Source organism: Bosea vaviloviae, assembly GCF_001741865.1.
Taxonomy (GTDB): Bacteria; Pseudomonadota; Alphaproteobacteria; order Rhizobiales; family Beijerinckiaceae; genus Allobosea; species Allobosea vaviloviae.
Window position 1 is genome coordinate 958,509 of sequence record NZ_CP017147.1, and the last position, 26,113, is coordinate 984,621.

The following is a 26,113-nucleotide window of genomic DNA, read 5'->3' on the forward strand; positions in this document are numbered from 1 at the left end:
CGTCTCACGTGAAACAACCCCGGCGGGAAACCGCCGGGGTTTTTCATTGGCGTCAGGAACCGGACGTCAGAAATCCACTGCCCGGCGATCGACAACGACGTCCAGGATCTGCACGCTTTCAGGCAGCTCGATCAGAAATTCCGCATCACGTTCGAGATGGTGGATGCGGCGCGGATCGGAGCCGGCGAAGCGCGACATCGCCTCGATGCTCTCCCAGTACGAGATCGTCACGAATTCCGTCTCGGCGCCGCGATCCTCGCGAAACATCTGCGCCCCGAGCGCGGTTTCGAGCAGTGGTGTCACGCCCACCTCGCGCAGATAGACGGCATATTCATCCGCTTTCGCCGCGGTTGTTCGGCCGCGCCAGATGCGCGCGATCGCCGCGATCTTCTCCCCATGAGCGTCTCGCATCGCGATGTCTCCTGTCTGGCTGCCTACAGGGCGGAAATGCAGCAGCGCCCGTAACGTTCCATCCGAAGTCGCCAGCGCGCCAAGGTTAAGCGGGTCTTAACCTCACCTTCCTAACGTGACCGGACAGGCCCGACTCTGGCGGCCGGAAGCCCGAAGCACGACACCAGCATGCGCACGATCCGACGTTCCTCCTCGCTGATGGACCGCCTGCCCGATCCGGTGCGGGAGTTCCTGTCGCGGCGCGCGGCGGAGTTGACCGGGCTCGGCCTGCTGGCCCTGACATCGGCGATCGCGATCGCGCTCGCGACCTGGTCCGTCGACGACCCCAGCATCAACAACGCCACCAGCGGCGCCGTCAGGAACTGGCTCGGCCGTCCCGGCGCGATGGTCGCCGATCTGCTGATGCAATTGATCGGGCTCGGCGTCGTCGCCCTGCTGTTCCCGCCGGTGATCTGGGCACTCCGGCTGATCCGCTTCCATCTGTTCGATCGCGGTGCGCTCAAGCTCGGCCTCTGGGTCGTCGGCATCGTCGCCACCGGCGCGGTCGCCAGCGCCCTGCCCGCGACGCCGCGCTGGCCGCTGCCGACCGGCATGGGCGGCGTCATCGGCGACGGCCTGCTGTTCGGCACCCGCAACCTCGTCGGCATCGCCGGCAATGCGCTCGGCGGCCTCGTCGGTTTCCTCTATGCCGGCATCTCGATCCTAGCGATCACGGCCGCGGCCGGCTTCGGTTTCGTCACCGACGAGGATCCGAGCGCCGAGAACGAGGATGAGGACGAATCCTGGAGCGAGAGCGAGGATCGCCGCGACGACGAGCCCGGCATCGCGGTCATCCTGATCGGCTGGCTCGCCCATGGCGCGATGTCGCTCAGGGGCATGATCCTGCGCCGTTTGCCGCAGCCGCCCGAGCCGCTGGTCAATGCAGGCCCGGCCGCCTCGGCCCCCGTGCCCGGCCGCGTCCGTCGCGAGCCACAATTCGGCGAGACAGCACCGCGCGCCGCGAGCCAGCCTTTCGCCCCCGAGCCCCTGCCTGTTTCGCGCCCGCGGCCCGCCGCGGTCGACCTGCCCGAGGACGACGACGAGCCGCAGGATCTGCGCGATCTCAACGCACCGCGCGTCACCGCCCCGGCGATCGCGCCCAAGCCGGGAAAGCGCATGCAGCGCGAGGCCCAGCCCTCGCTGCTCGACCGCGACCAGTTCGAATTGCCGCCGCTGACCTATCTGTCGGAACCCAAGAAGCTGCCCGCCAACGCGATCTCGACCGACGCGCTGGAGCAGAATGCGACCTTGCTCGAAGGCGTGCTCGAGGATTTCGGCGTGCGCGGCGAGATCACCCAGGTTCGACCCGGCCCTGTGGTGACGCTTTACGAGCTTGAGCCTGCGCCAGGAACCAAATCCTCGCGGGTGATTTCGCTGGCCGACGACATCGCCCGCTCGATGAGCGCGATCGCGGCGCGCGTCGCCGTGATCCCGGGCAAGAACGCCATCGGCATCGAACTGCCCAACGCCAAGCGCGAGACCGTCTTCCTGCGCGAACTTCTGGCCAGCCAGGATTTCGAGAGCTCCAAGCACAAGCTCGCCTTGGGGCTGGGCAAGACCATCGGCGGCGAGCCGGTGATCGTCGATCTCGCCCGGATGCCGCATCTGCTCGTCGCCGGCACCACCGGCTCGGGCAAGTCGGTGGCGATCAACACCATGATCCTGTCGCTGCTCTACCGGCTGAAGCCGGAGGAGTGCCGCCTGATCATGGTCGATCCCAAGATGCTCGAACTCTCCGTCTATGACGGCATTCCCCATCTGCTCACCCCTGTCGTCACCGACCCGAAGAAGGCGGTCGTGGCGCTGAAATGGGCGGTGCGCGAGATGGAGGAGCGCTACAAGAAGATGTCGAAGGTCTCGGTGCGCAACATCGACGGCTTCAACGCCCGCGTCGGCGAGGCCAAGGCCGCCGGCGAGGTCATCACCCGCACCGTGCAGACCGGCTTCGACAAGCATTCCGGCGAGGCGATCTATGAGGAGGAGGTCATGGACCTCGAGCCTCTGCCCTATATCGTCGTCATCGTCGACGAGATGGCCGATCTGATGATGGTCGCCGGCAAGGAGATCGAGGGCACGATCCAGCGGCTGGCCCAGATGGCGCGCGCGGCCGGCATCCATGTCGTGCTGGCGACGCAGCGCCCCTCCGTCGACGTCATCACCGGCACGATCAAGGCGAACTTCCCGACCCGGATCTCCTTCCAGGTCACCTCCAAGATCGACTCGCGCACGATCCTGGGCGAGCAGGGCGCCGAGCAGCTGCTCGGCCAGGGCGACATGCTCTACATGGCCGGCGGCGGGCGCATCACCCGCGTCCACGGCCCCTTCGTCTCCGATGCCGAGGTCGAGAAGGTCGTCGCCCACTTGAAGACGCAAGGCCGGCCGCAATATCTCGAAGCCGTCACCTCCGAGGAGGAGGAGGGCGCAGCCGAGGGCGAGGATGGCGCGGTCTTCGACAAGAGCGCCATGGGCCAGGCCGAGAGCGACGACCCTTACGACCAGGCGGTGGCGGTGGTGCTGCGCGACAAGAAGGCCTCGACCTCCTATATCCAGCGCCGCCTCCAGATCGGCTACAACCGCGCCGCCTCGATCATGGAGCGGATGGAGAACGAAGGCATCGTCGGCCCCGCCAACCATGCCGGCAAGCGCGAAATCCTGGTCGAAACCGGACGCGCCCGCGAAGACGAGGATTGAACGCCGGCATTCCGTCCTCAAATTGCCATGACGGTACTGCAACCTTCGTCCATCGCGATGCGTTGACTGGATCGGGTTGGTAAAAAGTGGAAGCCGGTTTTTCGGATGAATCCGCGCCAAGATTTGACCGGAGCGGTAGGTTCGCTTCCATGACCTGTTTGTTGCAGCGTGCCGGCAAAGGCACGCTGATCCCGGCCACTGGGCCGATTTTGAGTGGAGCTTGCATGCTCATGACACGCCGCCTCCGGATGCGGGCCTCGATCAGCGCGCTCGTCGCGCTCGGCTTCGCAGCCACCCTCGGTGGGGCCAGCGCCCAGCCGCTGAATCTGCAGCCCGCCAAGCAGGCGATCACTGCCGCCAAGCCGTCGCGCAGCGGCACGCGCCTGCCGCCCGTGCGGCCTGAGGGCCTCGGATTGCCGCGCATGGCGACGGCGGCGACGCCGGTGCAAACCGCTTCCGCCGAAGCGCCTCAGCGCATCGCGGCCACGCCGGCGAAAGCATCGGGCAAGTCCTCCGCCCCACAGACGCAAGACGAGGCCGTCGAGCGGTTGAACGCCTATTTCAACGGCTTCGCCACTCTGCAGGCCGATTTCATCCAGTTTTCTCCCGATGGACGCCGTCTTGAGGGCAAGCTCTACATTCAGCGCCCGGGCAAGATGCGCTTCGAGTATCGCGCTCCGGTGACGACGGAGGTCATCGCCGACGGCACCTCCGTCGCGATCCGCGACAAGAAACTGGCGACGCAGGATATCTATTCGATCGGCCAGACCCCGCTGAAATTCCTGGTCAAGGAGCGCATGGATCTGGCGCGCGATTCGGTCGTGATGGGCGCCGGCACCAAGGGTGACATCCTATCAGTCAGGATCGAGGACCGCTCGACGCTGGGCGGCACCTCCAAGATCACCCTGAATTACGACATCACTGCCAATGAGTTGCGCGGCTGGGTGGTGATCGATCCGCAAGGTTATGAGACGACAGTCTCGGTCTACAATCTCGACACCCAGCGCCGCCCCGATCCGAAGAATTTCACGATCAACTACGAGCGCATGCTCTGAGGCCCAGCGCCACATAGCTTGATTTCGACCAAGCTCCGCCCTTCCGGGCGCAGCCCTCGGGTCCGGTCTTCGATCGCCCAAGGATAAACTCTGCGCAGACCCGGAATCCACCATAGGGCACCGTGGCTCCGATGGATTCCGGCTCGACGCCGCTGATGTGGCTTGTCCGGAATGACGGCGTGATTGCCCTCGCGGAGCTTGCTTTTCTGCGCGCTACAAACCAGTTTCCGGCAGCCCTCCGCCCGGAACATTCGCGTGCAACTCACCGTCACCAGCTGGAATATCAATTCGGTCCGCCTGCGCATTGGCATGGTCTCGGATTTCCTGACCACGCATGCGCCCGATGTGCTGTGCCTGCAGGAGACCAAGACGCCCGACGAGCAGTTCCCGGCCAAGGCCTTCGAGAAGATCGGCTATGTCCATCAGGCCTTTATCGGCCAGAAGGGCTATAACGGCGTCGCCATCGTCTCAAAGCTGCCCTTCAGCGAGAAGGACGCCATGGCGATGTGCGGCAAGAACGACGCCCGCCATATGACCGTCGTACTCGACAAGGCCGCGGGCGCCGCCGCCGGCGTCGCGATCCATAATTTCTACATTCCGGCGGGCGGTGACATTCCCGACCCGGCCAGGAACGACAAATTCGCCCATAAGCTCGCCTTCCTCGACGAGATCGGCGCCTGGGGCATCGCCAAGAAGCCGACCGACCGACCCGCCATCCTGCTCGGCGACCTCAACATCGCGCCTTATGAGCACGATGTCTGGAGCCACAAGCAATTGCTCGATGTGGTCAGCCATACCCCGATCGAGACCACGACGCTGGAGAAGCTGCGCAGCGAGCTCGGCTGGACCGACGCCGCGCGCACGCTCAGGCCCGAACCCGAAAAACTCTATAGCTGGTGGAGCTACCGCGCCGCCGACTGGGAAGCCTCCAACCGCGGCCGCCGCCTCGACCATATCTGGCTCTCGGACGCGCTGAAGCCGGCTCTGCGCGACCTCAGCTTCCTGCGCGAGGCGCGCGGCTGGGAGCGCCCCTCGGACCACGTGCCGGTGACGGTAACGCTGGAGCTTTGAGCGGCCGGAAAGGAGCGGGCGTTCCACCGTCAATGGGATATTGAGCAAAGACCGATCGTTCAAACGCGCCGTCATCCTGGCCGAAGCGAAGCGGAGCGCCGGGATCCATCGTAGAGCTCCGGGGCCCTCCGATGGATCCCGGGCCGACCTTCGGCCGCCCGGGATGACGGCGCGTATTGTGGAGACCGAAGAGCTAACCTCAGCCTCGATCGATCGCGTCCAGCGCAGCCTGGACCTGGCTCAATTCGCCGACGAACTCGCGCAAACGATCGCCGATCGCTTCAGCGATCGCCTCGGCCGACTTCGGAAACTCGGCGAGGACACGGCGCATCACACTGCGCGACAGCTTCATCACCTGCGTCGGCTCGCGCGCGATCGCCGTCACCGGCCGGTGCGCCGAGGTGAACAGGGCGATCTCTCCGAGCAAGGCGCCGGCGCCGACGATCTCGTCGGCGGGCTGGCCGTCATCCTGGTGCAGCAGGGCAACCGCGCCCGAGATGATCAGCACGGCGCCATCAGACAAATCGCCGCCACGAAACAGGACATCGCCGGCGCGCAGGATGCGGCTTTCCGCCGCGAACGCCACCAGCCGCAGCGCATCGCGCTCCATCAGACTCAGCAGCGGCTGCTGGGCCAGCAGGGCAATGTCGTTGTCGAGAGCCATATCGACTTAAGGGTTGAGGCGGTAACCGCCCGCATCCGTCACGAGCAAACGCGCATTGCCCGGATCAGGTTCGATCTTCTGGCGCAACCGGTAGATATGCGTCTCCAGCGTGTGGGTCGTGACCTGGCTGTTATAGCCCCAGACCTCCTGCAGCAGAATCTCGCGGGCGATCGGCTTGCGGCCGGCGCGATAGAGAAAGCGCAGGATCGCGGTTTCCTTCTCGGTCAGCTTGGTCTTGGAGCCCTTCTCGCTGACCAAAAGCTTCGAGCCGGGATGGAAGGTATAAGGCCCGACCTGAAAGACCGCGTCCTCGCTCGCCTCATACTGGCGCAAATGCGCCCGGATGCGCGCCAGCAGCACGGCGAATTTGAACGGTTTGACGACATAATCATTGGCGCCGGCTTCCAGCCCCAGCACCGTGTCTGAATCGGAGCCTTGGCCGGTCAGCATGATCACCGGGCTCTTGAAGCCGTTCTTGCGCATCATCTTGACCGCTTCGCGCCCGTCCATGTCGGGCAGGCCGACATCCATCACGGCAAGATCGATCCGCTCGGCCTGCACGGCCTTGACCGCCGAGGTCGCGGTGCCGGCGGTCGAGATCTTGAACTCGTCGTAGAGCGCGAGCTGTTCGGCCAGCGCGTCGCGCAATGTCTCGTCATCATCGACGAGAAGGATATGATGAACGGCGGACATGAACGATCATTGTGACGGTTGCGCAGCGGGCACCATGAGCCCGCTGATTCGTGTCTGCAAGTCACGCAGGATGGAATTTCAGTGAGAAAACGTGAGAGCCCGATCACATCCTGGTCGGTTCGCAAGCCGCGCGGCCTCACCCGGCTGCGGGTCTTCGCCTCGGTCCGGGACCGCAGCAAGGGCTTCCTGGTCGCAGGAAGAGCGGTATTCCCCTGCGCGCTTGGCCGCTCCGGCATCGTCGTACTCAAGCGCGAGGGCGACGGCGGCACCCCGCGCGCCGCTCTGCCGCTGCGCAGCGTGCTCTACCGCAAGGCGCGGCTGCCGAGGCCGAGGACCCTGCTGCCGCTGCATGCCATCACCGGCCATGACGCCTGGTGCGACGATGCCGGCGACCGCCGCTACAACCGGCTGATCGCCCGCCCGCCCGGCGCCGCCGAGGAGCGGCTGCAGCGCGACGACCATCTCTATGATGTCATCGTCGAGCTCGGCTGGAACGACGCGCCGGTGATTCGCGGCCGCGGCAGCGCGATCTTCTGGCATCTCGCGCGGGCCGGCTTCACGCCCACCGCCGGCTGCGTCGCGGTCGAAGGCCATGTCTTCGCCAAGGTCCTGCCGCGGCTGGCGCGGCATTGCGTGATGGTGGTGCGATAAGGAGGGCTTGGGCGCCCTACTCGGGTCTGCGCTTCGCTTCACCCGAGAAGCTTCGGCAAGAGATGCTCGGGTCAGATCCGAGCATGACCCAACCGGCCCCCCTCAGCCTGTTTTCACACCCGCGCGCCAAAAATCGCGCTGCCCACGCGCACATAGGTCGCGCCCATCTGGATCGCGGCCTGGTAATCGGCGCTCATGCCCATCGAGAGTTCGCGCAGGCCATGGCGCACCGCGATCTTGGCGAGCAGGGCAAAATGCGGCGAAGGCGGTTCATCGGCCGGCGGAATGCACATCAGCCCCGTGATCACGAGGCCGTGATGCTCGCGGCAGTTTTCCAGGAAGGCATCGATCCCGGCCGGGCTGACGCCGCCCTTCTGCGGCTCGTCGCCGGTATTGACCTGGACGAAAAGGATCGGAGCCTTGCCGATACGCCCGATCTCGCGCGCCAGCTCCTTGGCCAGGCTCTCGCGATCGAGCGAATGGATCGCGTCGAACAGTTCGACCGCCTCGCGGGCCTTGTTGGATTGCAACGGCCCGATCATGTGGAGCTGGGCATCGGGAAAACGCTGCTTCAGCTCCGGCCATTTGGCCTTGGCCTCCTGGACATAATTTTCACCGAAAATGCGCTGCCCGGCTTCCAGCGCTGGCAGGATCGCCTCTGCCGGCATCGTCTTCGAGACCGCGATCAGCGCAACCGAATCGGCCTCGCGCTCGAAATCGCGCGCCGCGCGCGCAATCGCGGCCCGTGTGGCGGCCAAACGCGTAACCGTATCGCTCATCGGTAGTCCCTTCATGTCCTGTGCAGCGTTGACCGCGTGGCTGCAATGGTGTCCTAGTCCGGGCTCATCCGATCACGCAAGAATTGCCCGTTATCATGGCCGTCGAACGCTACAATCCCAAGGAATCAGAGCCGAAATGGCGCCGTGTCTGGGAGGAGCGCAAGCTCTTCGAGACCCGCAACGACGATCCGCGCCCGAGCTACTACGTCCTCGAGATGTTTCCCTACCCCTCGGGCCGCATTCATATGGGCCATGTCCGCAATTACGCGATGGGCGACGTCGTCGCGCGCTACAAGCGCGCCAAGGGCTTCGCCGTGCTCCACCCGATGGGCTGGGATGCCTTCGGCCTGCCGGCTGAGAACGCCGCCAAGGCCAACAAGGTCCATCCCCGCGAATGGACCTACGCCAATATCGCAACGATGCGGACGCAGTTGCAGTCCATGGGCCTGTCGCTCGACTGGAGCCGCGAGCTCGCGACCTGCGACCCGAGCTATTACAAGCACCAGCAGAAGCTGTTCCTGGACTTCCTCAAGGCCGGGCTGGTCGACCGCAAGACCGCGAGGGTCAACTGGGACCCGGTCGACGAGACCGTGCTCGCCAATGAGCAGGTCATCGACGGGCGCGGCTGGCGCTCCGGTGCGCCCGTGGAAATCCGCGAGCTGACGCAGTGGTTCTTCAAGATCACCGACTACGCCCAGGAGCTGCATGACGCGCTGGAAGGCCTGACGCGCTGGCCCGACAAGGTCCGGTTGATGCAGAAGAACTGGATCGGCCGCTCGGAAGGGCTGTTGATTCGTTTCGCTCTCGAATCGAATCCTTACGATCGCAACGAGCTGGAGATCTACACGACCCGGCCCGACACGCTGTTCGGCGCCCGGTTCATGGCGATCGCTCCCGACCACCCGCTGGCCAAGGCGGCGGCCGAGAACAACCCGGCCCTGCAGGCCTTCATCGAGGACTGCAAGCGCACCGGCACGGCCCAGGAAAACATCGACAAGGCCGAGAAGCTTGGTTTCGACACCGGCATCCGCGCCGTGCATCCCTTTGATAAATCATGGACCTTGCCGGTCTATGTCGCCAATTTCATCCTGATGGAATACGGCACCGGCGCGATCTTCGGCTGCCCGGCCCATGACCAGCGCGATCTCGACTTCGTCAATAAATACGGGCTTGGCGTCACGCCCGTCGTGGCGCCCGAGGGCCAGGATCCGGCGAGCTTCATCATCACCGACACCGCCTATGGCGATGACGGCCGCATGATCAATTCGCGCTTCCTCGACGGCATGACCATTCCGGAGGCGAAAGAAGAAGTCGCCCGCCGGCTGGAGGCCGAGACGCGCGGCAACAGCCCCGTCGCCACGCGCAAGGTCAATTTCCGCCTGCGTGACTGGGGCGTTTCGCGCCAGCGCTACTGGGGCTGCCCGATTCCGGTGATCCATTGCGCCGATTGCGGCACGCTGCCGGTGCCCGACGCCGACCTGCCGGTCAAACTGCCCGACGACGTCTCCTTCGACCGGCCCGGAAACCCGCTCGACCATCACCCGACATGGAAGCATCTCGCCTGCCCGCAATGCGGCAAGCCGGCCCGGCGCGAAACCGACACGATGGACACCTTCGTCGATTCGTCCTGGTATTTCGCCCGCTTCACCGACCCCTGGCGCATCGACAGCCCGACCGACCGGCCGGTCGTCGATCGCTTCCTGCCGGTCGACCAGTATATCGGTGGCGTCGAGCACGCGATCCTGCACCTGCTCTATTCGCGCTTCTTCACCCGCGCCATGAAGGCGACGGGCCATGCCGGGCTGGACGAGCCTTTCGATGGCATGTTCACGCAAGGCATGGTCGTCCACGAGACCTACCGGGCCAAGGACGGCAGCTGGGTCGAGCCGGGCGATGTTCGCATCGAGGTGAATGGCGCTGAGCGCCGCGGCTTCCATGTCGATACCGGTGCGCCGATCGAGATCGGCGCCATCGAGAAGATGTCGAAGTCCAAGAAGAATGTCGTCGATCCCGACGACATCATCGCCTCCTACGGCGCCGACACCGCGCGCTGGTTCATGCTCTCCGATTCGCCGCCGGATCGCGACGTGATCTGGACCGATGAAGGCGTCCAGGGCGCCGCCCGCTTCGTCCAGCGCCTCTGGCGGCTCGTCGGCGAGATCGCCGAGCGCACCGGCAACAGCGCCGCCCTACCCAGCTCCCTGAGCGAACAGGCCTTGACGCTGCGCCGCGCCAGCCACCGTGCCTTGCATGCGGTCGGCCTCGATATCGAGCGCCTCGGCTTCAACCGCTGCATCGCCCACATCTATTCGCTGACCAACGCCATCGGCAAAGCGCTCGACGCGGCTGCCGAAAACGCCGCGCTCGCACCCGATATCGCTTTCGCGCTGCATGAATCCGCCATCATCGCCACGCAGCTTGTCGCGCCGATGATGCCGCACCTCGCCGAGGAGTGCTGGCAGGCGCTGGGGCAGCCGGGGCTTATCGGCGAGGCTGCATGGCCTGTCGCCGACGAGGCCCTGCTGAAGGACGACAGCATCGTGCTGCCGGTGCAGATCAACGGCAAGAAGCGCGCGGAGGTGACCGTCCCCGCCGATGCGAATACCGTGGCCGTGGAGGCGCTCGCGCGTGCCTCCGAGGCTGTCATCAAGGCGCTTGACGGCCGGGAGATCCGGAAGATCATCGTCGTGCCCGGGAGAATCGTGAATGTCGTCGCCTGAAGTCCAGAACCGGCCCCTGTCACAGCCGATTCCCACCCGCCGCATGATGCTGGCCGCCACATTGCTCGCGACCGCCTTCGCCGGGGGCTGCCTGCAGCCGCTCTATTCCGAGAACACCACGAGCACCGTCGGCGGCAGCGTCAGGTCCGCGCTGAAGAGCGTCGAAATCCCCCAGATTTCGGGGCTGACCGGCCATTATCTGCGCAACGAGCTTGCTTTCGAGCTCGATGGCGGCGGCGAGCCCGACGTTCAGAAGCGCCTGCGCTTCGAGGCCAAGACGTCCGAATCAATCGAGGTCGTCACGGTCGACTACAACACCGGCCGCGCCGATTCGGCGGTCCTGATCGCCACCGCGACCTGGACGGTGAAGCGCATAGGAGGCGCGGGCGAGACTGTCTCCTCGGGCACCAATGTCGTGCGTGCACCCTATGAGCGCTCCTCGCAGCGCTTCGCCACCGTGCGCGCCGCGCGCGACGCCCAGATCCGTGCGGCCAAGAGTCTGGCCCAGCTGATCAAGGGGCAGCTCGCCGCCGATCTGGTCTCCGGCTGAAGCGAGAATCTCTGCCATGGCCGCCGTCAAGGCGCATGAGGCCGAACGCACGCTGGCCAAGCCCGATCCGGCCTGGCGGCTGTTTCTGATCTACGGCCCCGATACCGGCCTGGTCTCGGAGCGCGCCGCCGCACTGGCGCGCGCCAATGTAGACGACGCCAACGACGCTTTCCAGCTCGTGCGGATGAGCGGCGACGACATAGCCTCCGACCCGCTCAAGCTCGTCGACGAGGCCAATACCATCGGCCTGTTTGGCGGCCGGCGCGCCATCCGCGTCTCCGCTACGGGCAAACTGCTGACGGCCGCCGTCGAGCCTTTGCTGGCGACACCATCGCGGGACGCTATCGTCATTATCGAGGCCGGCGATCTCCAGCGCAGCAATCCGCTGCGCGTCGCCTGCGAGAAGGCGCGATCCGCCCTCGCCGTTCCCTGCTACAGCGATGGCGCGCGTGATCTCGGCAGCCTGATCGATGAGATGCTGCGCGCGGCAGGCAAGACCATCGACCGCCTCAATCGCGACCATCTCGCCGGATTGCTCGGCGGCGACCGGCAGACATCGCGACGCGAGATCGAGAAGCTCCTGCTTTATGTCGGGGCCGATCCCGCTGTTCTAAGCGAGCATATCGAGGCGGTCGTCGGCGACACCGCCCAGCGCGAGCAGGCTGCTCTGGTCGACGCCGTCTTCGCCGGGCGCCTGCCGGCGCTCGATCTGGCCTATGCCAAACTGAGCGGGGAGGGCCTCGACCCCGGCGTCATGTTGGGCGCGGTGCTGAGACAGGCGCTGACGCTGCTCAAATCCCGGCAAAGCGTCGATGCCGGCCGCGGCGTCAAGGACGTCGTTGCAACCATGCGGCTGCCTTTTCCACGCATTCCAGCGATGGAGGCGGCGCTCGCCGCCTGGACGACCCCGAAACTGACCGAGGCCATCTCGCTTCTGGGGGCTGCGACGCTTGCCGTCAGGCGGGACGGCGATATCGCCCGGCCCGCCGCGGTGCGCACGCTCTGGACCTTGGCGCGTCTCGGCCGTTCCGGAGCGCGCGGAGACTGAAGCGTTTACGAGCAATTCTCGATCCAGTCAGATCGGAAATTGCTCTCTTCAGGCCTTCAATCGGCGGCAGAGCGCTTCAAGCTGCTCGAGCGTCTTGTAGCTGATCTTCATCTCGCCGCCGCCATTGGCCCGATGCTGGATCGAGACCGACAGCCCCAGCGCTTCCTCGAGAGCCTTCTCGACCGCGCGGGTATCGGGATCCTTGTCGATCTTGGGCTTGCCTGGAACGCTTTTGGTTTCGCCGCGCGATTCGTCTTGAACGATCCGTTCGATGTCACGGACGCTGAGCCCTTCGTCGATGATCTTGCGAGCCATCAGTTCCGGCTCCGAAACAGACAGCAAGGCGCGGGCATGGCCGGCCGAAACCGCGCCTTCGCTGACCATCTTCCGCACCGATTCCGGCAGTTTGGACAGCCGCAGGGTGTTGGCGACATGGCTGCGGCTCTTGCCGATGACCCGCGCAAGGTCGTTTTGCGTATAGCTGAACTCCGCGATCAACCGCTCATAACCGGCGGCCTCCTCAATCGCGTTCAGATCGGTGCGCTGGACGTTCTCGACAATGGCGATTTCGAGCGCTTCGCGATCATCCGCCTCGACCAGGATGACCGGCACATCGTGCAAGCCTGCGCGCTGGGCAGCGCGCCAGCGCCGTTCACCCGCAATGATCTCATAGGCATCGAGCATGCCTGGAATCGAGCGCACGATGATCGGCTGCAGGATGCCGCGCTCGCGGACCGAGGCCGTGAGTTCTTCGAGATCGTCCTCGCCGAAGCTGCGCCGCGGATTGCGCGCGCTCGGACGCAGGAACTCGACAGGCACGCGCCTCTGGCCGCGCGCCCGGTCGATCGCACCGATCTCCTCGCCGACATCGCCGATCAACGCCGCCAGGCCTCGGCCGAGCCGTGAGCGCCCCTGTTCTTCGGCCATTGCCATCCTCTTGTACTCTCTCGTCTTTTCCTGGATCAGGCTGCCGCGCGCAGAACGCGCTCGCGCTTGATCACCTCGGAGGCCAGCTTCAGATAGGCCTGCGAACCCGAACAGCGCAGATCATAAAGCAGCGCCGGCTTGCCATAGGACGGCGCCTCCGACACCCGGACATTGCGCGGGATCACGGTCTCATAGACCTTATCGCCGAGGAATTCGCGGACATCAGCCATCACCTGGCCCGACAGGTTATTGCGCGGATCGTACATCGTCAAAACCACACCCTGGATAATCAGACGCGGGTTGAGGCCGTTGCGGACCTGCTCGACGGTCTTCAGCAGCTGGCTCAAGCCTTCCAAGGCAAAGAACTCGCATTGCAGCGGCACCAGCACCGCATCCGCAGCCGTCATCGCATTGATGGTGATCAGGCTCAGCGAGGGCGGGCAATCGATCAGCACATAGGTCAGGTCGGAACAGCGCTGATCATAGACCAGTTCGTCGATCGCGTTCTTCAGGCGATGGGCGCGATCCTTGGAGGAGGCGATCTCAAGTTCGACGCCGAGCAGGTCCAGCGTCGACGGCGCCAGGAACAAGCCCGGGACGGCCGTCTCCTGCATCGCTTGCCCAAGACCAACATCGCCGCACAGAACATCATAGGTCGAGGATTTGCGGCTTTTGCGATCGATGCCGAGCCCCGTCGAGGCATTGCCTTGCGGATCGAGGTCGACGATCAGCACCTTCTCGCCGATCGCCGCCAGCGCCGTGCCGAGATTGATCGCCGTCGTCGTCTTGCCGACGCCGCCCTTCTGATTCGCGAGCGCCAGCACGCGCGGACGGCGCGGCAGGGCAATAGGGGTAAGATCGGTCATGAATCGGCCCGCTTCTCGACCGCACGAACCATCAGGATGCGCGCGGCGCTGTCTGTCACGGAAGAAACCGTTGAGGCCTGAATCTTCCAATATTTAGACGCGTCGGTCAATTCAGCATCTAGATGTTGTCCCTTGGGAAAAAGCCCCAACGCCCCTGTTCTCAACAGGTCTTTGCACCAGTCCAGCAGCAATGGCAGCGGCGCCAGGGCTCGCGCGCAAACCACGTCGATCTTGCCCACAAAATCGCCAACGGCATCCTCGATCCGCGCATTGTGAACCCTGACCGGTGCCCCCGTCAAACGCGCGGCATGTCGCAAAAAAGCGCATTTTCGGCTGTTGCTCTCGACAAGATGGATTTCGCCGGCCCCCCGCTCCGCCAGGCAAATGCCGATCACCAACCCGGGAAAGCCGCCGCCGGAGCCGAGATCAAGCCAGCGCTGCGAGTCTCGCGCCAGATCGAAGAGTTGCAGTGAATCGGCAATATGGCGTGTCCAGACATCTTTCAACGTGCCCGAGGACACCAGATTCTTTGCCACCTGCCAGCGCTCGAGCTCAGCGACGAGGATCGCCAGACGCTCCTCTGTTTCACGTGAAACAGGCGTCAAGCTCAAAGCATGCGCCCTGTCGCTTTTATCAACAGTCACGAATCACGCGATCGGTTCGGGGGCGCGCTGGCGACGCCCACGCCGCGCATGCGCCGCCAACAGGGTCAGCGCGGCAGGCGTCATGCCCTCGATCCGCGCCGCCTGGGCGAGATCAGCCGGCCGCTCCGCGTTCAGCTTCAACTTGATCTCGTTGGACAAACCCGAGATTTCGTCGAGATCGAGATCCTCCGGCACCTTCAACGCCTGGTCGCGCTTATGCGCCTGGATCTCTGCAGACTGGCGATCGAGATAGACCGAATAGACCGCATCTGCCGTCACACGTGAAACAACCGACGGATCATAGTCAGCAAGATCCGGCCAGATCGTCGCGAGGCTCTCATAGTCTATATCGGGATAGGAGAGCAGCTGGTAGGCGCTCCGCCGAAGGCCGTCGCGGTTAAGATGGATTCCGGCCCCTTCCGCTTGTTGCGGGGTGACCCAGACATCCTTTAATCGAGCCTGCAACCGTGCGATGGCGGTCCGCCGGGCTTCGAAATGGTCGCGACGCAATGAGCTCACTAGGCCAAGCTCCATACCACGCGGCGTCAAGCGCTCATCGGCGTTGTCGACGCGCAATGACAGCCGAAACTCCGCCCGCGACGTGAACATTCGGTACGGCTCCGTAACGCCGCGCGTAACCAGATCGTCGACCAGAACCCCGATATAGGAGGTGGTGCGCTCGAACACGGTCGGCTCGGCCCCGCTAGCCCGGCGCGCAGCGTTCAAACCGGCGAACAGTCCTTGTGCGCCGGCCTCCTCATAACCTGTCGTGCCGTTGATCTGGCCAGCCAGGAACAAGCCGCGGACCGCACGCGTCTCCAGCGTGTTCTTTAGGGCGCGTGGATCGACGAAATCATACTCGATCGCATAGCCGGGGCGCAGCATGGTGGCGCGCTCCAGACCCGGAATCGTCTTGAGCACGCCGAGCTGCACATCCTCCGGCAAGGAGGTCGAGATGCCATTTGGATAGACCGTGTCGTCATCGAGCCCCTCGGGCTCAAGGAAAATCTGATGGCCGTCGCGATCGCCGAAGCGCCCGACCTTGTCCTCGATCGAGGGGCAATAGCGCGGCCCGCGGCCTTCAATCTGGCCGGAAAACATTGGCGCGCGGTGGAGATTGGCGCGGATCAGGTCATGCGTCGCCAAAGTCGTACGCGTGATCCCGCAGGAAATCTGCGGCGTCGTGATCGCCGTGGTCAACGCCGAGAAGGGCTCAGGCGGATCGTCGCCCGCCTGCATTTCGAGCGCTGCCCAATCGATCGTGCGGCCATCCAGACGCGGCGGCGTGCCGGTCTTGAGGCGGCCCAGCGGAAAGCCATGACGCTCCAAGGTCGCAGACAACCCCAACGAGGGCGCCTCATCGACCCGCCCAGCCGGAATCTTGGCTTCGCCGATATGGATCAAGCCGCGCAGGAAGGTTCCAGTCGTCAATACGACCGTTCCGGTAGCGAATCGACGCCCATCCGCCAGGATCACGGCGTTGACCTGGCCGTTCCCGATCTCGATATCGAACACCTCGCCGGTGACGATATCGAGATTGCCCTGTTCGGCTAACAAATCCTGAACAGCAAGACGATAAAGCTTACGATCCGCCTGGGCCCTAGGGCCGCGCACGGCCGGGCCTTTGCGGCGGTTGAGCATACGGAACTGAATGCCGGCCCGGTCGGCTGCCCGCGCCATGACGCCATCGAGCGCATCGATCTCGCGGACGAGATGCCCCTTGCCAAGACCGCCTATCGCCGGATTGCAGGACATCACGCCGATCGTCTCCGGCCGATGCGTGATCAGTGCGGCGCGCGCGCCAAGCCGCGCAGCTGCGCTCGCCGCCTCGGCGCCGGCATGGCCGCCACCGACCACGATCACGTCGTAGCGTGTTTCGACAACAGGAAGAGACATGCGGATTCGCTAGCGAAGCCCGAGCCGGGGGTCAATGACTATAAGGCGATGACGCCTCGTTTCACGTGAAACGGCCCGAATTATGAAGGTGAGGCCGCCGCTTGCTATTTTCCGATGCAGAAGCCGGAAAACAGCTGGTCGAGAACATCCTCGACATCGATGCGTCCGACCAAGCGCTCCAGCGCCGTCACGGCCAGGCGAACCTCCTCGGCCAGCAATTCGACCTGGCCGTGCCGGGCATCGATCGCGCGCTCCAGCGCAAGCACGGCATCGGACACCGCAACCCGGTGCCGCTCACGCGTCAGCAATGCCGGTTCGGGCTGCGAGAGCGCCCCGAGCTCGGCAATAATGCTCGCCAGCAGATTATCCAGGCCTGCGCCCGTGCGAGACGAAACCGCGATCTCGCCCGGCAAGGCCTGGCTTGCCAGATCGCTTGCCAGATCTGCCTTCGTGGCGATGCAAAGCGTCTTTTGAATCGAGGCGAAACGATCCGGAGGCGAATCGATCGCCCGAAGCTTGAGAACGAGATCCGCCCGCGCGACCAAATCCAGGGCCCGCCTGACGCCCTCGGCTTCGATTGCCTCGGTGCTCTCGCGCAAACCCGCCGTATCGACCAGCGTGACCGGCAAACCCGCCAGATCGAGCCGCACCTCGATCGCATCGCGCGTCGTACCCGCCATGGCCGAGACGATGGCGACATCGCGGCGGGCGAGCGCGTTGAGCAGGCTCGACTTGCCGGCATTGGGCGGGCCGGCGAGGACCACGACGAAACCCTCGCGGACGCGTTCGCCCATGGCAAAGCTGCCGAGAGCCTCTCGCAGCTCCGCGGCGATGCCTGCTGCGATCGCCAGCGCCTCATCGACGAGCGGTCCCGAGACATCGCCCTCGTCGGAGAAATCGATATCCGCGGCAAGCAGCGCCATCGCCTCGATCAATCGGCTGCGCCACGCCGCCGCTTGCTTGCCGAGTGTGCCCGTCATCTGGCGCAACGCCTGCCGGCGCTGCCATTCCGTTTCCGAATCGATCAGGTCCGCCAGACCTTCGACGGCGGCGAGATCGAGCTTCCCGGCTTCAAAGGCCCGCCGGGTGAATTCACCAGGCTCCGCAAGCCTCACCCCGGGCAGATGTGTCAGGACGTTCAGCAGACGGGCAATGACAGCCCTTGCGCCATGAACCTGGAACTCGGCGATATCCTCACCCGAAAAGCTCGCTGGCGCGGGAAAATACAGCACGAGCCCGGTATCGATGACCTCGCCGGCCTCGTCACGCAGTTGCCGCAAGACGGCATGGCGTGGCGCAGGGATTCCGCCCGCAATCGTTTCGAGCACGAATCGAACCCGCGAGCCGGATATCCGGATGACAGCGACACCCGCCCGTCCGCTGCCGGAGGACAGGGCGACGATCGTCGGATAGGCTGCTACGTCGCTCATCTCTCGAACACCATGCTGCGCCCGGCCCCAACCACGCTTTGGCGCCCCGCTGGAAAGCCACGCCGATGAACCGTCTCGCGGATGCCGCCAGCCCCTATCTTCTGCAGCATAAGGACAATCCGGTTCACTGGTGGGAATGGAGCGAGGCCGCTTTCGCCGAGGCCAAGCGCAGCGGCCGGCCGGTTCTGCTCTCGGTCGGTTATGCCGCCTGCCATTGGTGCCATGTCATGGCGCATGAAAGTTTCGAGGACCCTGCAACCGCGGCGGTGATGAACGAGCTCTTCGTGAACATCAAGGTCGACCGCGAGGAAAGACCCGACATCGACCATGTCTATATGAGCGCGCTGCACAGCCTGGGCGAGCAGGGCGGTTGGCCGTTGACCATGTTCCTGACCGCCGCTGGCGACCCGTTCTGGGGCGGCACCTATTTCCCGCCCGAAGCGCGCTATGGCCGGCCCTCCTTCACCGGCGTGCTGAAACAGCTCGCGGCGATCCACCGGCAGGATCCCGATCGCATCGCGCGCAACGCCGCCGCCATTCGCGCAGCCTTGACGCAAGCCGATGCTTTCGCCACGGCCGGGATGGGTGAGCCCGATCTCGACGCGCTGGCGGGCCAGATCGCCGGCGCCTTCGACCCACATCATGGCGGCCTGCGCGGCGCGCCGAAATTCCCCAATCCCGGCCTGGTCGAGGCGCTCTGGCGCCATGGCGCGCGCACGGGCTCCCCTGCAACGCAGGAGCCTTCCCGCAGGACATTGGAGCGGATGGCGCGCGGCGGCATCCATGACCATCTCGGCGGCGGCTTCGCCCGCTATTCCGTCGATGAGCGCTGGCTCGCCCCGCATTTCGAGAAGATGCTCTACGACAACGCCCAATTGCTCAACCTCTACGCTTTGGAGGCCGCCCGCAGCGGCGACGCGCTGATGAAGATGGCGGCTGAGGGCATCGTCGCCTGGCTCGCACGCGAGATGCTGCTGCCCGAGGGCGCTTTCGCCGCCAGTCTCGATGCCGATTCCGAAGGCGTCGAGGGCAGGTTCTATGTTTGGACCGCGCGCGAGCTCGAAACGCATCTCTCGGAGGAAGAGGCGCGCCTGCTCGCGCTCCATTACGACGTGACCGCGCACGGCAATTGGGAAGAGGTCACGATCCTCAATCGGCTGGAAACGCCGGATCCCGATCCCGAGACGGCAACCGTCCTGGCCGGTATCCGCGAGCGATTGCTGGCGATCCGGGCCAAGCGGATTCCGCCCGCCCGCGACGACAAGATCCTGGCCGACTGGAACGGCATGATGATCGCGGCGCTGACGCGGGCATCCGGCCTGCTTGATCGCAAGGACGGGCTCGCCCTTGCCCGGCGCGCCTACCATTTCGTCACCGAATCGATGGCCGATGGCGACGGGCTCGCCCATTCCTATCGCAAGGGCCGGCTGATCAAGCCCGGCTTCGCGCTCGACCACGCCGCCATGGCGGACGCCGCGTTGGCGCTGCACGACGCGACATTCGAGCAGCACTACCGCGACGCTGCCAGCCGCTGGAGCGCGCATCTGCAGCAGCACTACCGAAACGAAACCACGGGCCTACTCGGTATGACTCGTATGGAAAACAAGGGCTTGCCGGTCATACCGCGCCCGACCCATGACGACGCCGTGCCCAACGCCAACGGGATTCACGCCAACAATCTGCTGCGCCTGGCGATCAAAAGCGGTGATGTTGAGGATCGCGATCGCGCCGAGGCATTCCTTGGCGTGGCACTGGCCGCGGCCGAGCGCGCACCCATGGCACATGGCTCGATCCTGAACGCCTATGATCTGGCGCGGCATGGTTTGGAGATCGTGCTGGCAGGATCAGAGCGGGCGGCGCTGCACCAGGCGGCGCTCACTTTGCCCTATACGGTGACGACCCTGGTCGATTGCCCGGATGCCTCGAATCTGCCGGCCGAGCATCCAGCTGCCGCAATGGCGCGGCAAGCGGGCACAGGAGCGGCCTTCGTCTGCTTTGCCGGCCGCTGCCTGCCGCCGGTCACGGAGCCGAATCGATTGGCGCAGGCTGTCGCGGAGGGCCGCTGAGCCGGTGTGACCGGCTCAGGTGTTCATCGAGTCGAAGAAGTCGGCGTTCTGTTTGGTCTGGCGCAGCTTGTCCATCAGGAACTCGATCGCGTCCTGCGGGCCCATCGGGTTCAGGATGCGGCGCAGCACATAGGTCTTGGCCAGCACATCCTTGGGCGTGATGAGCTCTTCCTTGCGGGTGCCCGACTTGAGGATGTCGATCGCCGGGAAGATGCGCTTGTCGGCGACCTTGCGGTCGAGGATCACCTCGGAGTTGCCGGTGCCCTTGAACTCTTCGAAGATGACTTCGTCCATGCGACTGCCGGTGTCGATCAGTGCGGTCGCAACAATGGTCAGCGAGCCACCCTCTTCGATATTACGCGCCGCGCCGAAGAAGCGCTTGGGCCGCTGCAGGGCGTTGGCGTCGACACCACCGGTCAGCACCTTGCCGGAGGAGGGCACCACGGTGTTGTAGGCACGGCCCAGACGCGTGATCGAATCGAGCAGGATGACGACGTCGCGGCCATGCTCGACCAGGCGCTTGGCCTTCTCGATCACCATCTCGGCGACCTGGACGTGGCGCGAGGCCGGCTCGTCGAAGGTCGAGGAGACGACCTCGCCCTTCACCGAGCGCTGCATGTCGGTGACTTCCTCGGGCCGCTCGTCGATCAGCAGCACGATCAGATAGCATTCCGGATGGTTGGTCGTGATCGACTGCGCGATGTTCTGCAGCAGCACGGTCTTGCCGGTGCGCGGCGGCGCCACGATCAGGGCACGCTGGCCCTTGCCGATCGGCGAGACGATGTCGATGACGCGGGCCGAGAAATCCTTCTTCGTCGCATCCGGCACTTCCATGCGCAGGCGCTCATCGGGATAGAGCGGCGTCAGATTGTCGAAGTTGATCTTGTGCTTGATCCGCTCGGGGTCCTCGAAATTGATCGTATTGACCTTGAGCAGCGCGAAATAGCGTTCGCCATCCTTGGGGCCGCGGATCGGACCTTCGACCGTATCGCCGGTGCGCAAGCCGAATTTGCGGATCTGCGTCGGCGAGACATAGATGTCGTCGGGACCCGGCAGATAGTTCGAATCCGACGAGCGCAGGAAGCCGAAACCGTCAGGCAGGACCTCGACAACGCCCTCGCCGAGGATCTCGGTATCCTTCGCTGCAAGCTGCTTCAGGATCGCGAACATCAGCTCCTGCTTGCGCATCGTGCTGGCGTTCTCGACCTCGAGCCCCTCGGAGAAGGTCAGAAGTTCGGTCGGAGATTTGACCTTGAGGTCTTGGAGCTTGATTTCCCGCATGGGGCACCCGGATCGTGAAAGCCCCTGCGAAACGAACAGGGGTCAGGAGGTAACGGAGAAGAACGGCAGGTCCAGGACGGACCAGCGTTGCGGTTGCGCGCCATGAGCGTCTGCGCAGGCAGCGGGCTCACGAACCATCGGCAACAGGGAATACGCCAAACGAGCGCAGGGGCTTGATAGCGGGATTCTCACCTGGGCTCAAGCGGGAAACGACACGGCGTCGTCCCCTCAGAAAACCGGTCAAGCCGAGGCGAAATTCAGAACGGCAAATCAGAACGGCTTGACGATGACGAGGATCACGATCAGCGCCATCAACACGGCCGGAACCTCGTTGATGACGCGATAGAACCGCGCGCTCTTGAGGTTGCGATCCTCGGCGAAGGCGCGGACCCGTCCTGCCAGATAGCCATGGATGGCGGACAGGATGAAGACCAGCAGGATCTTGCCGTGCAGCCAGCCGCCCTTGAAGCCAAAGGCCGACCAGGCGAGGTAGAGGCCCAGGATCCAGGTCACGATCATCGAGGGCGTCATGATGCCCTTGAGCAGCCGCCGCTCCATGATCTTGAAGGTCTCGGACTGGATCGACCCGGTCTGCGCTTCCGCATGATAGACCATCAACCGCGGCAAATAGAGCATGCTCGCCATCCAGGCGATCACCGCCATGACGTGGAAGGCCTTGATCCATTCATACATCGCGATGGTCCTCCCTCAGGCCCTGACGGCGGCAATCAGCCGCTCGACATGCGCGATCGGGGTGTCGGGCAAGATGCCGTGACCCAGATTGAAAACGAAGGGCTTAGGCCCGAAAGCCGATCTGATCGCGGCAACCTCGCGCTCCAGCTCCGGTCCCCCGGCGCGCAGGATCAACGGATCGAGATGGCCCTGGACCGGCACCAGCGATTGGATCGCGTCGCGCGCGAAACCGCGGTCGATATCGGTTTCGAGTCCAGCGGCATCGACGCCTGTCGCCGTGACATAACCCGGGATGAGCGCACCGGCGCCACGAGGGAACCCGATGATGCGGGTCCGGGGATGACGCGCCCGCACGCCCTCGACGATCCGCTTCGTCGGCGCAATGCACCAGCGTTCGAACTCGGCCGGCCCCAGAGATCCCGCCCAGCTGTCGAAGATCTGGACGGCATCGACGCCGGCTTTGATCTGCGCGTTGAGATAATCGATCGACGAAACGACGATCCGGTCGATCAGGCGCTGGAAGAGATCCTGGTCGCGCGTGAACAGCTCTTTCGCCGGCCCTTGATCGGGAGTGCCTCGACCGGCCACCATATAGGTCGCCACGGTCCAGGGCGCGCCACAGAAGCCGATGAGGGCGGTCTCCCTGGGCAGGGCCCCTCTCACCCGGCGTACGGTCTCGATGATCGGCGCAAGCTTGTCCTGGTCGGCTTGCCCATCGATCGCGCGCAAGCGCTCCTCATCGGCTACGGGCTCGAGGCGGGGACCTTCGCCTTCGGCGAACCAGAGGGCCTGCCCGAGCGCTTGCGGAATAACGAGGATGTCCGAGAACAGGATCGCGGCATCGAAACCGAAGCGCCGGATCGGCTGCAAGGTGACCTCGGCAGCCATTTCGGGATTATAGCAAAGCGCGAGGAAGCTTCCAGCCTTGGCGCGAAGCTCACGATACTCCGGCAGATATCGGCCAGCCTGACGCATCAGCCAGAGCGGGGGAGTGACCAGTGTCTCTCCATCGAGTGCCCGCAGGAAAACCGGTTTGCTATGCGTCGACATGTTCGATCCAGACCATCGCTCTCGATCTCTTCTAAATATGATTCTTGAGAGAGAATCTTCTTTTTTGACTCTTGGGGGCAGGCACAGGCTTAGCCGCAAAGCCATCCACAGCCGGTCCACAGCTCCTGGGCCCTCAAGGCCGGAATGCGGCAATGGCGATCGAGGTCGTTAAGGCTTTCTTAACCAATTGGAATCGGGGTCGGGCTTCCGGCCTCCAAAATGATTCACGTGAAACATCGCCGAACCTGACCACAGCCCTTTGCCTGTTGATCGAAATGGGGGGTTATACACGCCGCTTTCCGGAGGCCTCTGGGACGCTCGGTTGTCCACACTCATCCCCGGCGTCGTGAATCCGTCTGCGCCGCCGACGGCCTCCCGGTCCAATTTGCTTTGTCCGCTCAGCGCGCCAGAGCAGGATGCGAAAAAGTGGGAACCGGTTTTTCGCATAGATCCTGCTCTAACTCTTTGATGAGAGACGGATTCAGATCTCAGATGGGATCACTTTGTGATTCCATCTGAGATCATCCGGCTCTAGAGGTGGCTCTGTTCGTTAATCCGGGAGCCAACGTGGCCCGCAATTATTTTCACCTCCATCTCGTCTCGGACGCGACCGGCGAAACGCTGATCGCGGTCAGCCGCGCAGCAGCCGCACAATACGAGACCGTCTCGGCGATCGAGCACGTCTATCCGCTCGTCCGCTCCGAGGCGCAGCTCGCCCGCGTGCTGGCAGAGATCGAGGCCTCGCCCGGCGTCGTGCTCTACACCCTGGTCGAACCGGAATGGTCGGCGCGGCTCGAGGCGTTTTGTCGCGATCTCGGCTGCCCCTGCCTATCGGTGCTCAATCCGGTACTCTCGCTGTTCCAGTCCTATCTCGGCCAGGCCTCGGCGCCGAAGCCTGGTGCCCAGCACGTCCTCAACGCGGAATATTTCCGCCGCATCGACGCGATGAACTACACGCTGCTGCATGATGACGGGCAGCTCGGTGGCGATCTCGAAAGCGCCGATATCATCCTGGTTGGTATCAGCCGGACCTCGAAGACGCCGACCTCGATCTATCTCGCCAATCGCGGCATCAAGACAGCCAATATCCCGCTCGTGCCGAATGTGCCGTTGCCGCCAGAGCTCGAAGCCCTGAAGAAGCCGCTGGTCGTCGGTCTCGTCGCCAGCGCCGACCGCATCGTCCAGATCAGGCAGAACCGCCTGCTCTCGCTCAAGGCCGATGACGAGACGCCCTATGTCGATCCCGCCATGGTCGCCGACGAGGTCGCGCAGTCGCGCCGGCTTTGCGCCCGTAAGGGCTGGCCGGTGATCGACGTCACCCGCCGCTCGATCGAGGAGACGGCAGCCGCTATCCTCGATCTCCTGCGCGACCACCGCATGAAGTTCATCGCGACATGAATGGCGCAGCTGCGCTCTGGCTCGGCTCGGTCCCGCTCGTGCTGGCCTCGGGCAGCACGACGCGGCGCGACATGCTGCTGGCGGCAGGAATTCTGGTCGAGGTGATCAAGCCCGAGATCGATGAACGCGCCGTCGAAGCGGCGCTGCTGCAACGCGGTCTGCCGGGCGAGGATGCAGCTCTCGAGCTTGCGCGCGCCAAGGCCTTGGTGGTCTCAAGGGCTCATGCCCAGCGCATCGTGCTCGGCGCCGATCAGACTTTGACCTGTGACGGCGTCAGTCATCACAAGCCCGCTGACGCCGCCGGCGCTCGCGCCCAGATCGCTGCGCTGTCGGGTCGAACGCACCAGCTGCGCTCGGCCTTCGTCCTGGCGCAGGCCGGCGAGGTCATCGCGCAGGGCGCCCAGACGGCCGGCCTGACCATGCGTGCTTTGAGCCCGGATTTCATCGCGGCCTATGTCGATGCGATGGGCCCGTCCGCTTTCGTCAGCATCGGCGGCTACCAGATCGAAGGGCTCGGCGCCCAGCTCTTCGACACAGTCGAAGGCGACCATTTCACCATTCTCGGCCTGCCGCTCCTTGCCGTCCTCGCCGCCTTGCGCGGTCACGGCCTGCTCGCGCACTGATCCCTCGGACCGCTATCCACCATGACTCTTCGCTGCTTCGTCATCGGCCATCCGATCGCCCATTCGAGATCGCCGCTGATTCACGGAACCTGGCTCGAGCAGCATGGGCTCGACGGATCCTATGAGCGCATCGATGTCGCGCCGTCGGAGCTGCCGGGCTTCGTCGCGCGCATCCGGGCAGGCGCATTCGCGGGTGGCAATGTCACTGTCCCGCATAAGGAAGCGATGCTGCCCTTGCTCGACGAGGTCAGCGCGGCGGCGCGCGCCATAGGCGCGGTCAATACGATCTGGTGCGAGAACGGACGGCTTTACGGCGACAACACCGACGCTGCCGGTTTCCTCGGTCATCTCGATGCGATTGCGCCGGGCTGGCAGGAGAGGGTTCGCACGGCGCTGCTGATCGGTTCGGGTGGCGCCGCGCGGGCCATCGCCTACGGCCTGAAGAGCCGTGGCGTGGCCCGCATCATCCTGGCCAATCGCGGCCGGGAGCGGGCCAAAGAGCTTGCCCGGGTTCTCGGCGCGCCGCTGCAAGCGCGCGACTGGGACGAGCGCGACGCACTGGTCGGAGAGGCGGATCTCATCGTCAACACGACCTCGCTCGGCATGAAGGGCCAGCCGCCGCTGGCTCTCGATTTGGCGCGCCTGCGCCCCGGCACGCTCGTCGACGACATCGTCTATGTACCGCTGAAGACGGCGCTGCTGACGCAGGCCCAACAGCGCGGCGGCGTCATCGTCGATGGCCTCGGCATGCTGCTGCACCAGGCCGTGCCCGGATTCGCGCGTTGGTTCGGGGTGACGCCGGCGGTAACGCCGGCCCTGCGCGCAAGGCTCGAAAGGGATATCCTGGGGGCCTGATTCGGCGGGATC

23 protein-coding genes are annotated in these 26,113 nt (G+C 64.8%); 11 read left to right on the forward strand and 12 right to left on the reverse strand.

Going from position 1 to position 26,113, the window contains the following annotated elements; all coding sequences use genetic code 11:
- Positions 1-66: 66 nt before the first annotated feature.
- Positions 67-411, reverse strand: coding sequence for an antibiotic biosynthesis monooxygenase family protein (locus tag BHK69_RS04525; RefSeq protein ID WP_069689064.1), 345 nt, complete (start codon positions 409-411; stop codon positions 67-69).
- A gap of 168 nt (positions 412-579) precedes the next feature.
- Here BHK69_RS04525 and BHK69_RS04530 point away from each other — a divergent pair, with 168 nt between their 5' ends.
- The 3 genes from BHK69_RS04530 (at position 580) to xth (ending at position 5,267) form a co-directional block, all read left to right on the forward strand.
- The gene (locus BHK69_RS04530; RefSeq protein WP_069689065.1) at positions 580-3,141 is read left to right on the forward strand and encodes a DNA translocase FtsK; all 2,562 of its coding nucleotides are present in this window, start codon (positions 580-582) and stop codon (positions 3,139-3,141) included.
- A gap of 230 nt (positions 3,142-3,371) precedes the next feature.
- The gene (locus BHK69_RS04535) at positions 3,372-4,196 is read left to right on the forward strand and encodes a LolA family protein (RefSeq protein WP_158516157.1); all 825 of its coding nucleotides are present in this window, start codon (positions 3,372-3,374) and stop codon (positions 4,194-4,196) included.
- Between the two features lie 255 nt (positions 4,197-4,451).
- Positions 4,452-5,267: an exodeoxyribonuclease III gene (gene xth / locus BHK69_RS04540; protein ID WP_069689067.1), complete on the forward strand. Its 816-nt coding sequence runs from the start codon at positions 4,452-4,454 to the stop codon at positions 5,265-5,267.
- A gap of 199 nt (positions 5,268-5,466) precedes the next feature.
- Here the strand turns inward: xth and BHK69_RS04545 are convergent, their stop codons facing one another.
- Both BHK69_RS04545 and BHK69_RS04550 read right to left on the reverse strand, forming a co-directional pair.
- Positions 5,467-5,931: a cyclic nucleotide-binding domain-containing protein gene (locus tag BHK69_RS04545; RefSeq protein WP_069689068.1), complete on the reverse strand. Its 465-nt coding sequence runs from the start codon at positions 5,929-5,931 to the stop codon at positions 5,467-5,469.
- Positions 5,932-5,937: 6 nt separating this feature from the next.
- A complete protein-coding gene (locus BHK69_RS04550) occupies positions 5,938-6,624 on the reverse strand; it encodes a response regulator transcription factor (RefSeq protein ID WP_069689069.1) in 687 nt (228 codons plus the stop codon).
- A gap of 81 nt (positions 6,625-6,705) precedes the next feature.
- Here BHK69_RS04550 and BHK69_RS04555 point away from each other — a divergent pair, with 81 nt between their 5' ends.
- Complete coding sequence (locus tag BHK69_RS04555) at positions 6,706-7,275, forward strand: L,D-transpeptidase family protein (RefSeq protein WP_069689070.1); 570 nt, start codon at positions 6,706-6,708, stop codon at positions 7,273-7,275.
- Between the two features lie 113 nt (positions 7,276-7,388).
- Here BHK69_RS04555 and BHK69_RS04560 read toward each other — a convergent pair whose 3' ends face one another.
- Positions 7,389-8,054 carry a YggS family pyridoxal phosphate-dependent enzyme gene (locus tag BHK69_RS04560; RefSeq protein ID WP_083269121.1) on the reverse strand — a complete coding sequence of 222 codons (666 nt, stop codon included), beginning with the start codon at positions 8,052-8,054 and terminating at the stop codon, positions 7,389-7,391.
- 95 nt (positions 8,055-8,149) lie between these two features.
- On the opposite strand from BHK69_RS04560, the gene leuS reads away from it, so the two are divergent.
- From leuS to holA, 3 genes are read left to right on the forward strand one after another with little or no spacing between them, the layout of a single operon-like run.
- On the forward strand, positions 8,150-10,774 hold the full coding sequence (leuS, locus tag BHK69_RS04565) for a leucine--tRNA ligase (RefSeq protein ID WP_069689072.1): 2,625 nt from the start codon (positions 8,150-8,152) through the stop codon (positions 10,772-10,774).
- The gene (locus tag BHK69_RS04570) at positions 10,761-11,324 is read left to right on the forward strand and encodes an LPS assembly lipoprotein LptE (RefSeq protein WP_069689073.1); all 564 of its coding nucleotides are present in this window, start codon (positions 10,761-10,763) and stop codon (positions 11,322-11,324) included. Before leuS ends, BHK69_RS04570 begins: the two co-directional genes overlap by 14 nt.
- Positions 11,325-11,340: 16 nt before the next feature.
- Positions 11,341-12,372 (forward strand): DNA polymerase III subunit delta, encoded by a 1,032-nt coding sequence (holA, locus tag BHK69_RS04575; protein ID WP_069689074.1) that lies wholly within the window; start codon positions 11,341-11,343, stop codon positions 12,370-12,372.
- Between the two features lie 48 nt (positions 12,373-12,420).
- Here the strand turns inward: holA and BHK69_RS04580 are convergent, their stop codons facing one another.
- The 5 genes from BHK69_RS04580 to mnmE form a co-directional block, all read right to left on the reverse strand.
- The gene (locus BHK69_RS04580; RefSeq protein ID WP_069689075.1) at positions 12,421-13,299 is read right to left on the reverse strand and encodes a ParB/RepB/Spo0J family partition protein; all 879 of its coding nucleotides are present in this window, start codon (positions 13,297-13,299) and stop codon (positions 12,421-12,423) included.
- Between the two features lie 35 nt (positions 13,300-13,334).
- Complete coding sequence (locus tag BHK69_RS04585) at positions 13,335-14,165, reverse strand: ParA family protein (protein ID WP_069689076.1); 831 nt, start codon at positions 14,163-14,165, stop codon at positions 13,335-13,337.
- Complete coding sequence (gene rsmG, locus BHK69_RS04590; protein WP_069689077.1) at positions 14,162-14,809, reverse strand: 16S rRNA (guanine(527)-N(7))-methyltransferase RsmG; 648 nt, start codon at positions 14,807-14,809, stop codon at positions 14,162-14,164. The genes BHK69_RS04585 and rsmG overlap by 4 nt, the downstream gene beginning before the upstream one ends.
- 3 nt (positions 14,810-14,812) lie before the next feature.
- Positions 14,813-16,705 (reverse strand): tRNA uridine-5-carboxymethylaminomethyl(34) synthesis enzyme MnmG, encoded by a 1,893-nt coding sequence (mnmG, locus tag BHK69_RS04595; protein WP_069689078.1) that lies wholly within the window; start codon positions 16,703-16,705, stop codon positions 14,813-14,815.
- A gap of 104 nt (positions 16,706-16,809) precedes the next feature.
- Positions 16,810-18,135, reverse strand: a complete 1,326-nt coding sequence (mnmE, locus tag BHK69_RS04600; RefSeq protein WP_069689079.1) for a tRNA uridine-5-carboxymethylaminomethyl(34) synthesis GTPase MnmE — start codon at positions 18,133-18,135, stop codon at positions 16,810-16,812.
- Between the two features lie 65 nt (positions 18,136-18,200).
- Here mnmE and BHK69_RS04605 point away from each other — a divergent pair, with 65 nt between their 5' ends.
- Positions 18,201-20,201 (forward strand): thioredoxin domain-containing protein, encoded by a 2,001-nt coding sequence (locus tag BHK69_RS04605; RefSeq protein ID WP_069689080.1) that lies wholly within the window; start codon positions 18,201-18,203, stop codon positions 20,199-20,201.
- A 15-nt stretch (positions 20,202-20,216) separates the two neighbouring features.
- On the opposite strand, the gene rho is transcribed toward BHK69_RS04605, so the two are convergent.
- The 3 genes from rho to hemE all read right to left on the reverse strand — a co-directional run bounded on the left by rho (position 20,217) and on the right by hemE (position 23,225).
- Positions 20,217-21,482 carry a transcription termination factor Rho gene (gene rho, locus BHK69_RS04610; RefSeq protein ID WP_069689081.1) on the reverse strand — a complete coding sequence of 422 codons (1,266 nt, stop codon included), beginning with the start codon at positions 21,480-21,482 and terminating at the stop codon, positions 20,217-20,219.
- 270 nt (positions 21,483-21,752) lie between these two features.
- Entirely contained in the window at positions 21,753-22,181 is a 429-nt protein-coding gene (gene hemJ, locus BHK69_RS04615) for a protoporphyrinogen oxidase HemJ (protein WP_425285558.1), read from the reverse strand.
- 9 nt (positions 22,182-22,190) lie between these two features.
- Positions 22,191-23,225 (reverse strand): uroporphyrinogen decarboxylase, encoded by a 1,035-nt coding sequence (gene hemE / locus BHK69_RS04620; protein WP_069689083.1) that lies wholly within the window; start codon positions 23,223-23,225, stop codon positions 22,191-22,193.
- Positions 23,226-23,792: 567 nt separating this feature from the next.
- On the opposite strand from hemE, the gene BHK69_RS04625 reads away from it, so the two are divergent.
- The 3 genes from BHK69_RS04625 to BHK69_RS04635 are packed head-to-tail and all read left to right on the forward strand — an operon-like array spanning position 23,793 to position 26,101.
- The gene (locus BHK69_RS04625; protein ID WP_069693372.1) at positions 23,793-24,623 is read left to right on the forward strand and encodes a pyruvate, water dikinase regulatory protein; all 831 of its coding nucleotides are present in this window, start codon (positions 23,793-23,795) and stop codon (positions 24,621-24,623) included.
- Entirely contained in the window at positions 24,620-25,246 is a 627-nt protein-coding gene (locus BHK69_RS04630; protein WP_069689084.1) for a Maf family protein, read from the forward strand. The genes BHK69_RS04625 and BHK69_RS04630 overlap by 4 nt, the downstream gene beginning before the upstream one ends.
- A 21-nt stretch (positions 25,247-25,267) precedes the next feature.
- On the forward strand, positions 25,268-26,101 hold the full coding sequence (locus BHK69_RS04635; protein WP_069689085.1) for a shikimate dehydrogenase: 834 nt from the start codon (positions 25,268-25,270) through the stop codon (positions 26,099-26,101).
- Positions 26,102-26,113: the final 12 nt, after the last annotated feature.

Bases quoted from the DNA above. Each gene is read 5' to 3' on its own strand.
- rho (WP_069689081.1), bottom strand. From the start codon at position 21,482: ATGCGGGAAATCAAGCTCCAAGACCTCAAGGTCAAATCTCCGACCGAA.
- BHK69_RS04605 (WP_069689080.1), top strand. From the start codon at position 18,201: ATGAACCGTCTCGCGGATGCCGCCAGCCCCTATCTTCTGCAGCATAAG.
- BHK69_RS04560 (WP_083269121.1), bottom strand. From the start codon at position 8,054: ATGAGCGATACGGTTACGCGTTTGGCCGCCACACGGGCCGCGATTGCG.
- BHK69_RS04545 (WP_069689068.1), bottom strand. From the start codon at position 5,931: ATGGCTCTCGACAACGACATTGCCCTGCTGGCCCAGCAGCCGCTGCTG.
- BHK69_RS04525 (WP_069689064.1), bottom strand. From the start codon at position 411: ATGCGAGACGCTCATGGGGAGAAGATCGCGGCGATCGCGCGCATCTGG.
- hemE (WP_069689083.1), bottom strand. From the start codon at position 23,225: ATGTCGACGCATAGCAAACCGGTTTTCCTGCGGGCACTCGATGGAGAG.
- BHK69_RS04535 (WP_158516157.1), top strand. From the start codon at position 3,372: ATGACACGCCGCCTCCGGATGCGGGCCTCGATCAGCGCGCTCGTCGCG.
- BHK69_RS04550 (WP_069689069.1), bottom strand. From the start codon at position 6,624: ATGTCCGCCGTTCATCATATCCTTCTCGTCGATGATGACGAGACATTG.
- BHK69_RS04585 (WP_069689076.1), bottom strand. From the start codon at position 14,165: ATGACCGATCTTACCCCTATTGCCCTGCCGCGCCGTCCGCGCGTGCTG.
- BHK69_RS04570 (WP_069689073.1), top strand. From the start codon at position 10,761: ATGTCGTCGCCTGAAGTCCAGAACCGGCCCCTGTCACAGCCGATTCCC.
- BHK69_RS04630 (WP_069689084.1), top strand. From the start codon at position 24,620: ATGAATGGCGCAGCTGCGCTCTGGCTCGGCTCGGTCCCGCTCGTGCTG.
- mnmG (WP_069689078.1), bottom strand. From the start codon at position 16,705: ATGTCTCTTCCTGTTGTCGAAACACGCTACGACGTGATCGTGGTCGGT.
- BHK69_RS04580 (WP_069689075.1), bottom strand. From the start codon at position 13,299: ATGGCCGAAGAACAGGGGCGCTCACGGCTCGGCCGAGGCCTGGCGGCG.
- mnmE (WP_069689079.1), bottom strand. From the start codon at position 18,135: ATGAGCGACGTAGCAGCCTATCCGACGATCGTCGCCCTGTCCTCCGGC.
- BHK69_RS04530 (WP_069689065.1), top strand. From the start codon at position 580: ATGCGCACGATCCGACGTTCCTCCTCGCTGATGGACCGCCTGCCCGAT.
- BHK69_RS04635 (WP_069689085.1), top strand. From the start codon at position 25,268: ATGACTCTTCGCTGCTTCGTCATCGGCCATCCGATCGCCCATTCGAGA.
- holA (WP_069689074.1), top strand. From the start codon at position 11,341: ATGGCCGCCGTCAAGGCGCATGAGGCCGAACGCACGCTGGCCAAGCCC.
- leuS (WP_069689072.1), top strand. From the start codon at position 8,150: ATGGCCGTCGAACGCTACAATCCCAAGGAATCAGAGCCGAAATGGCGC.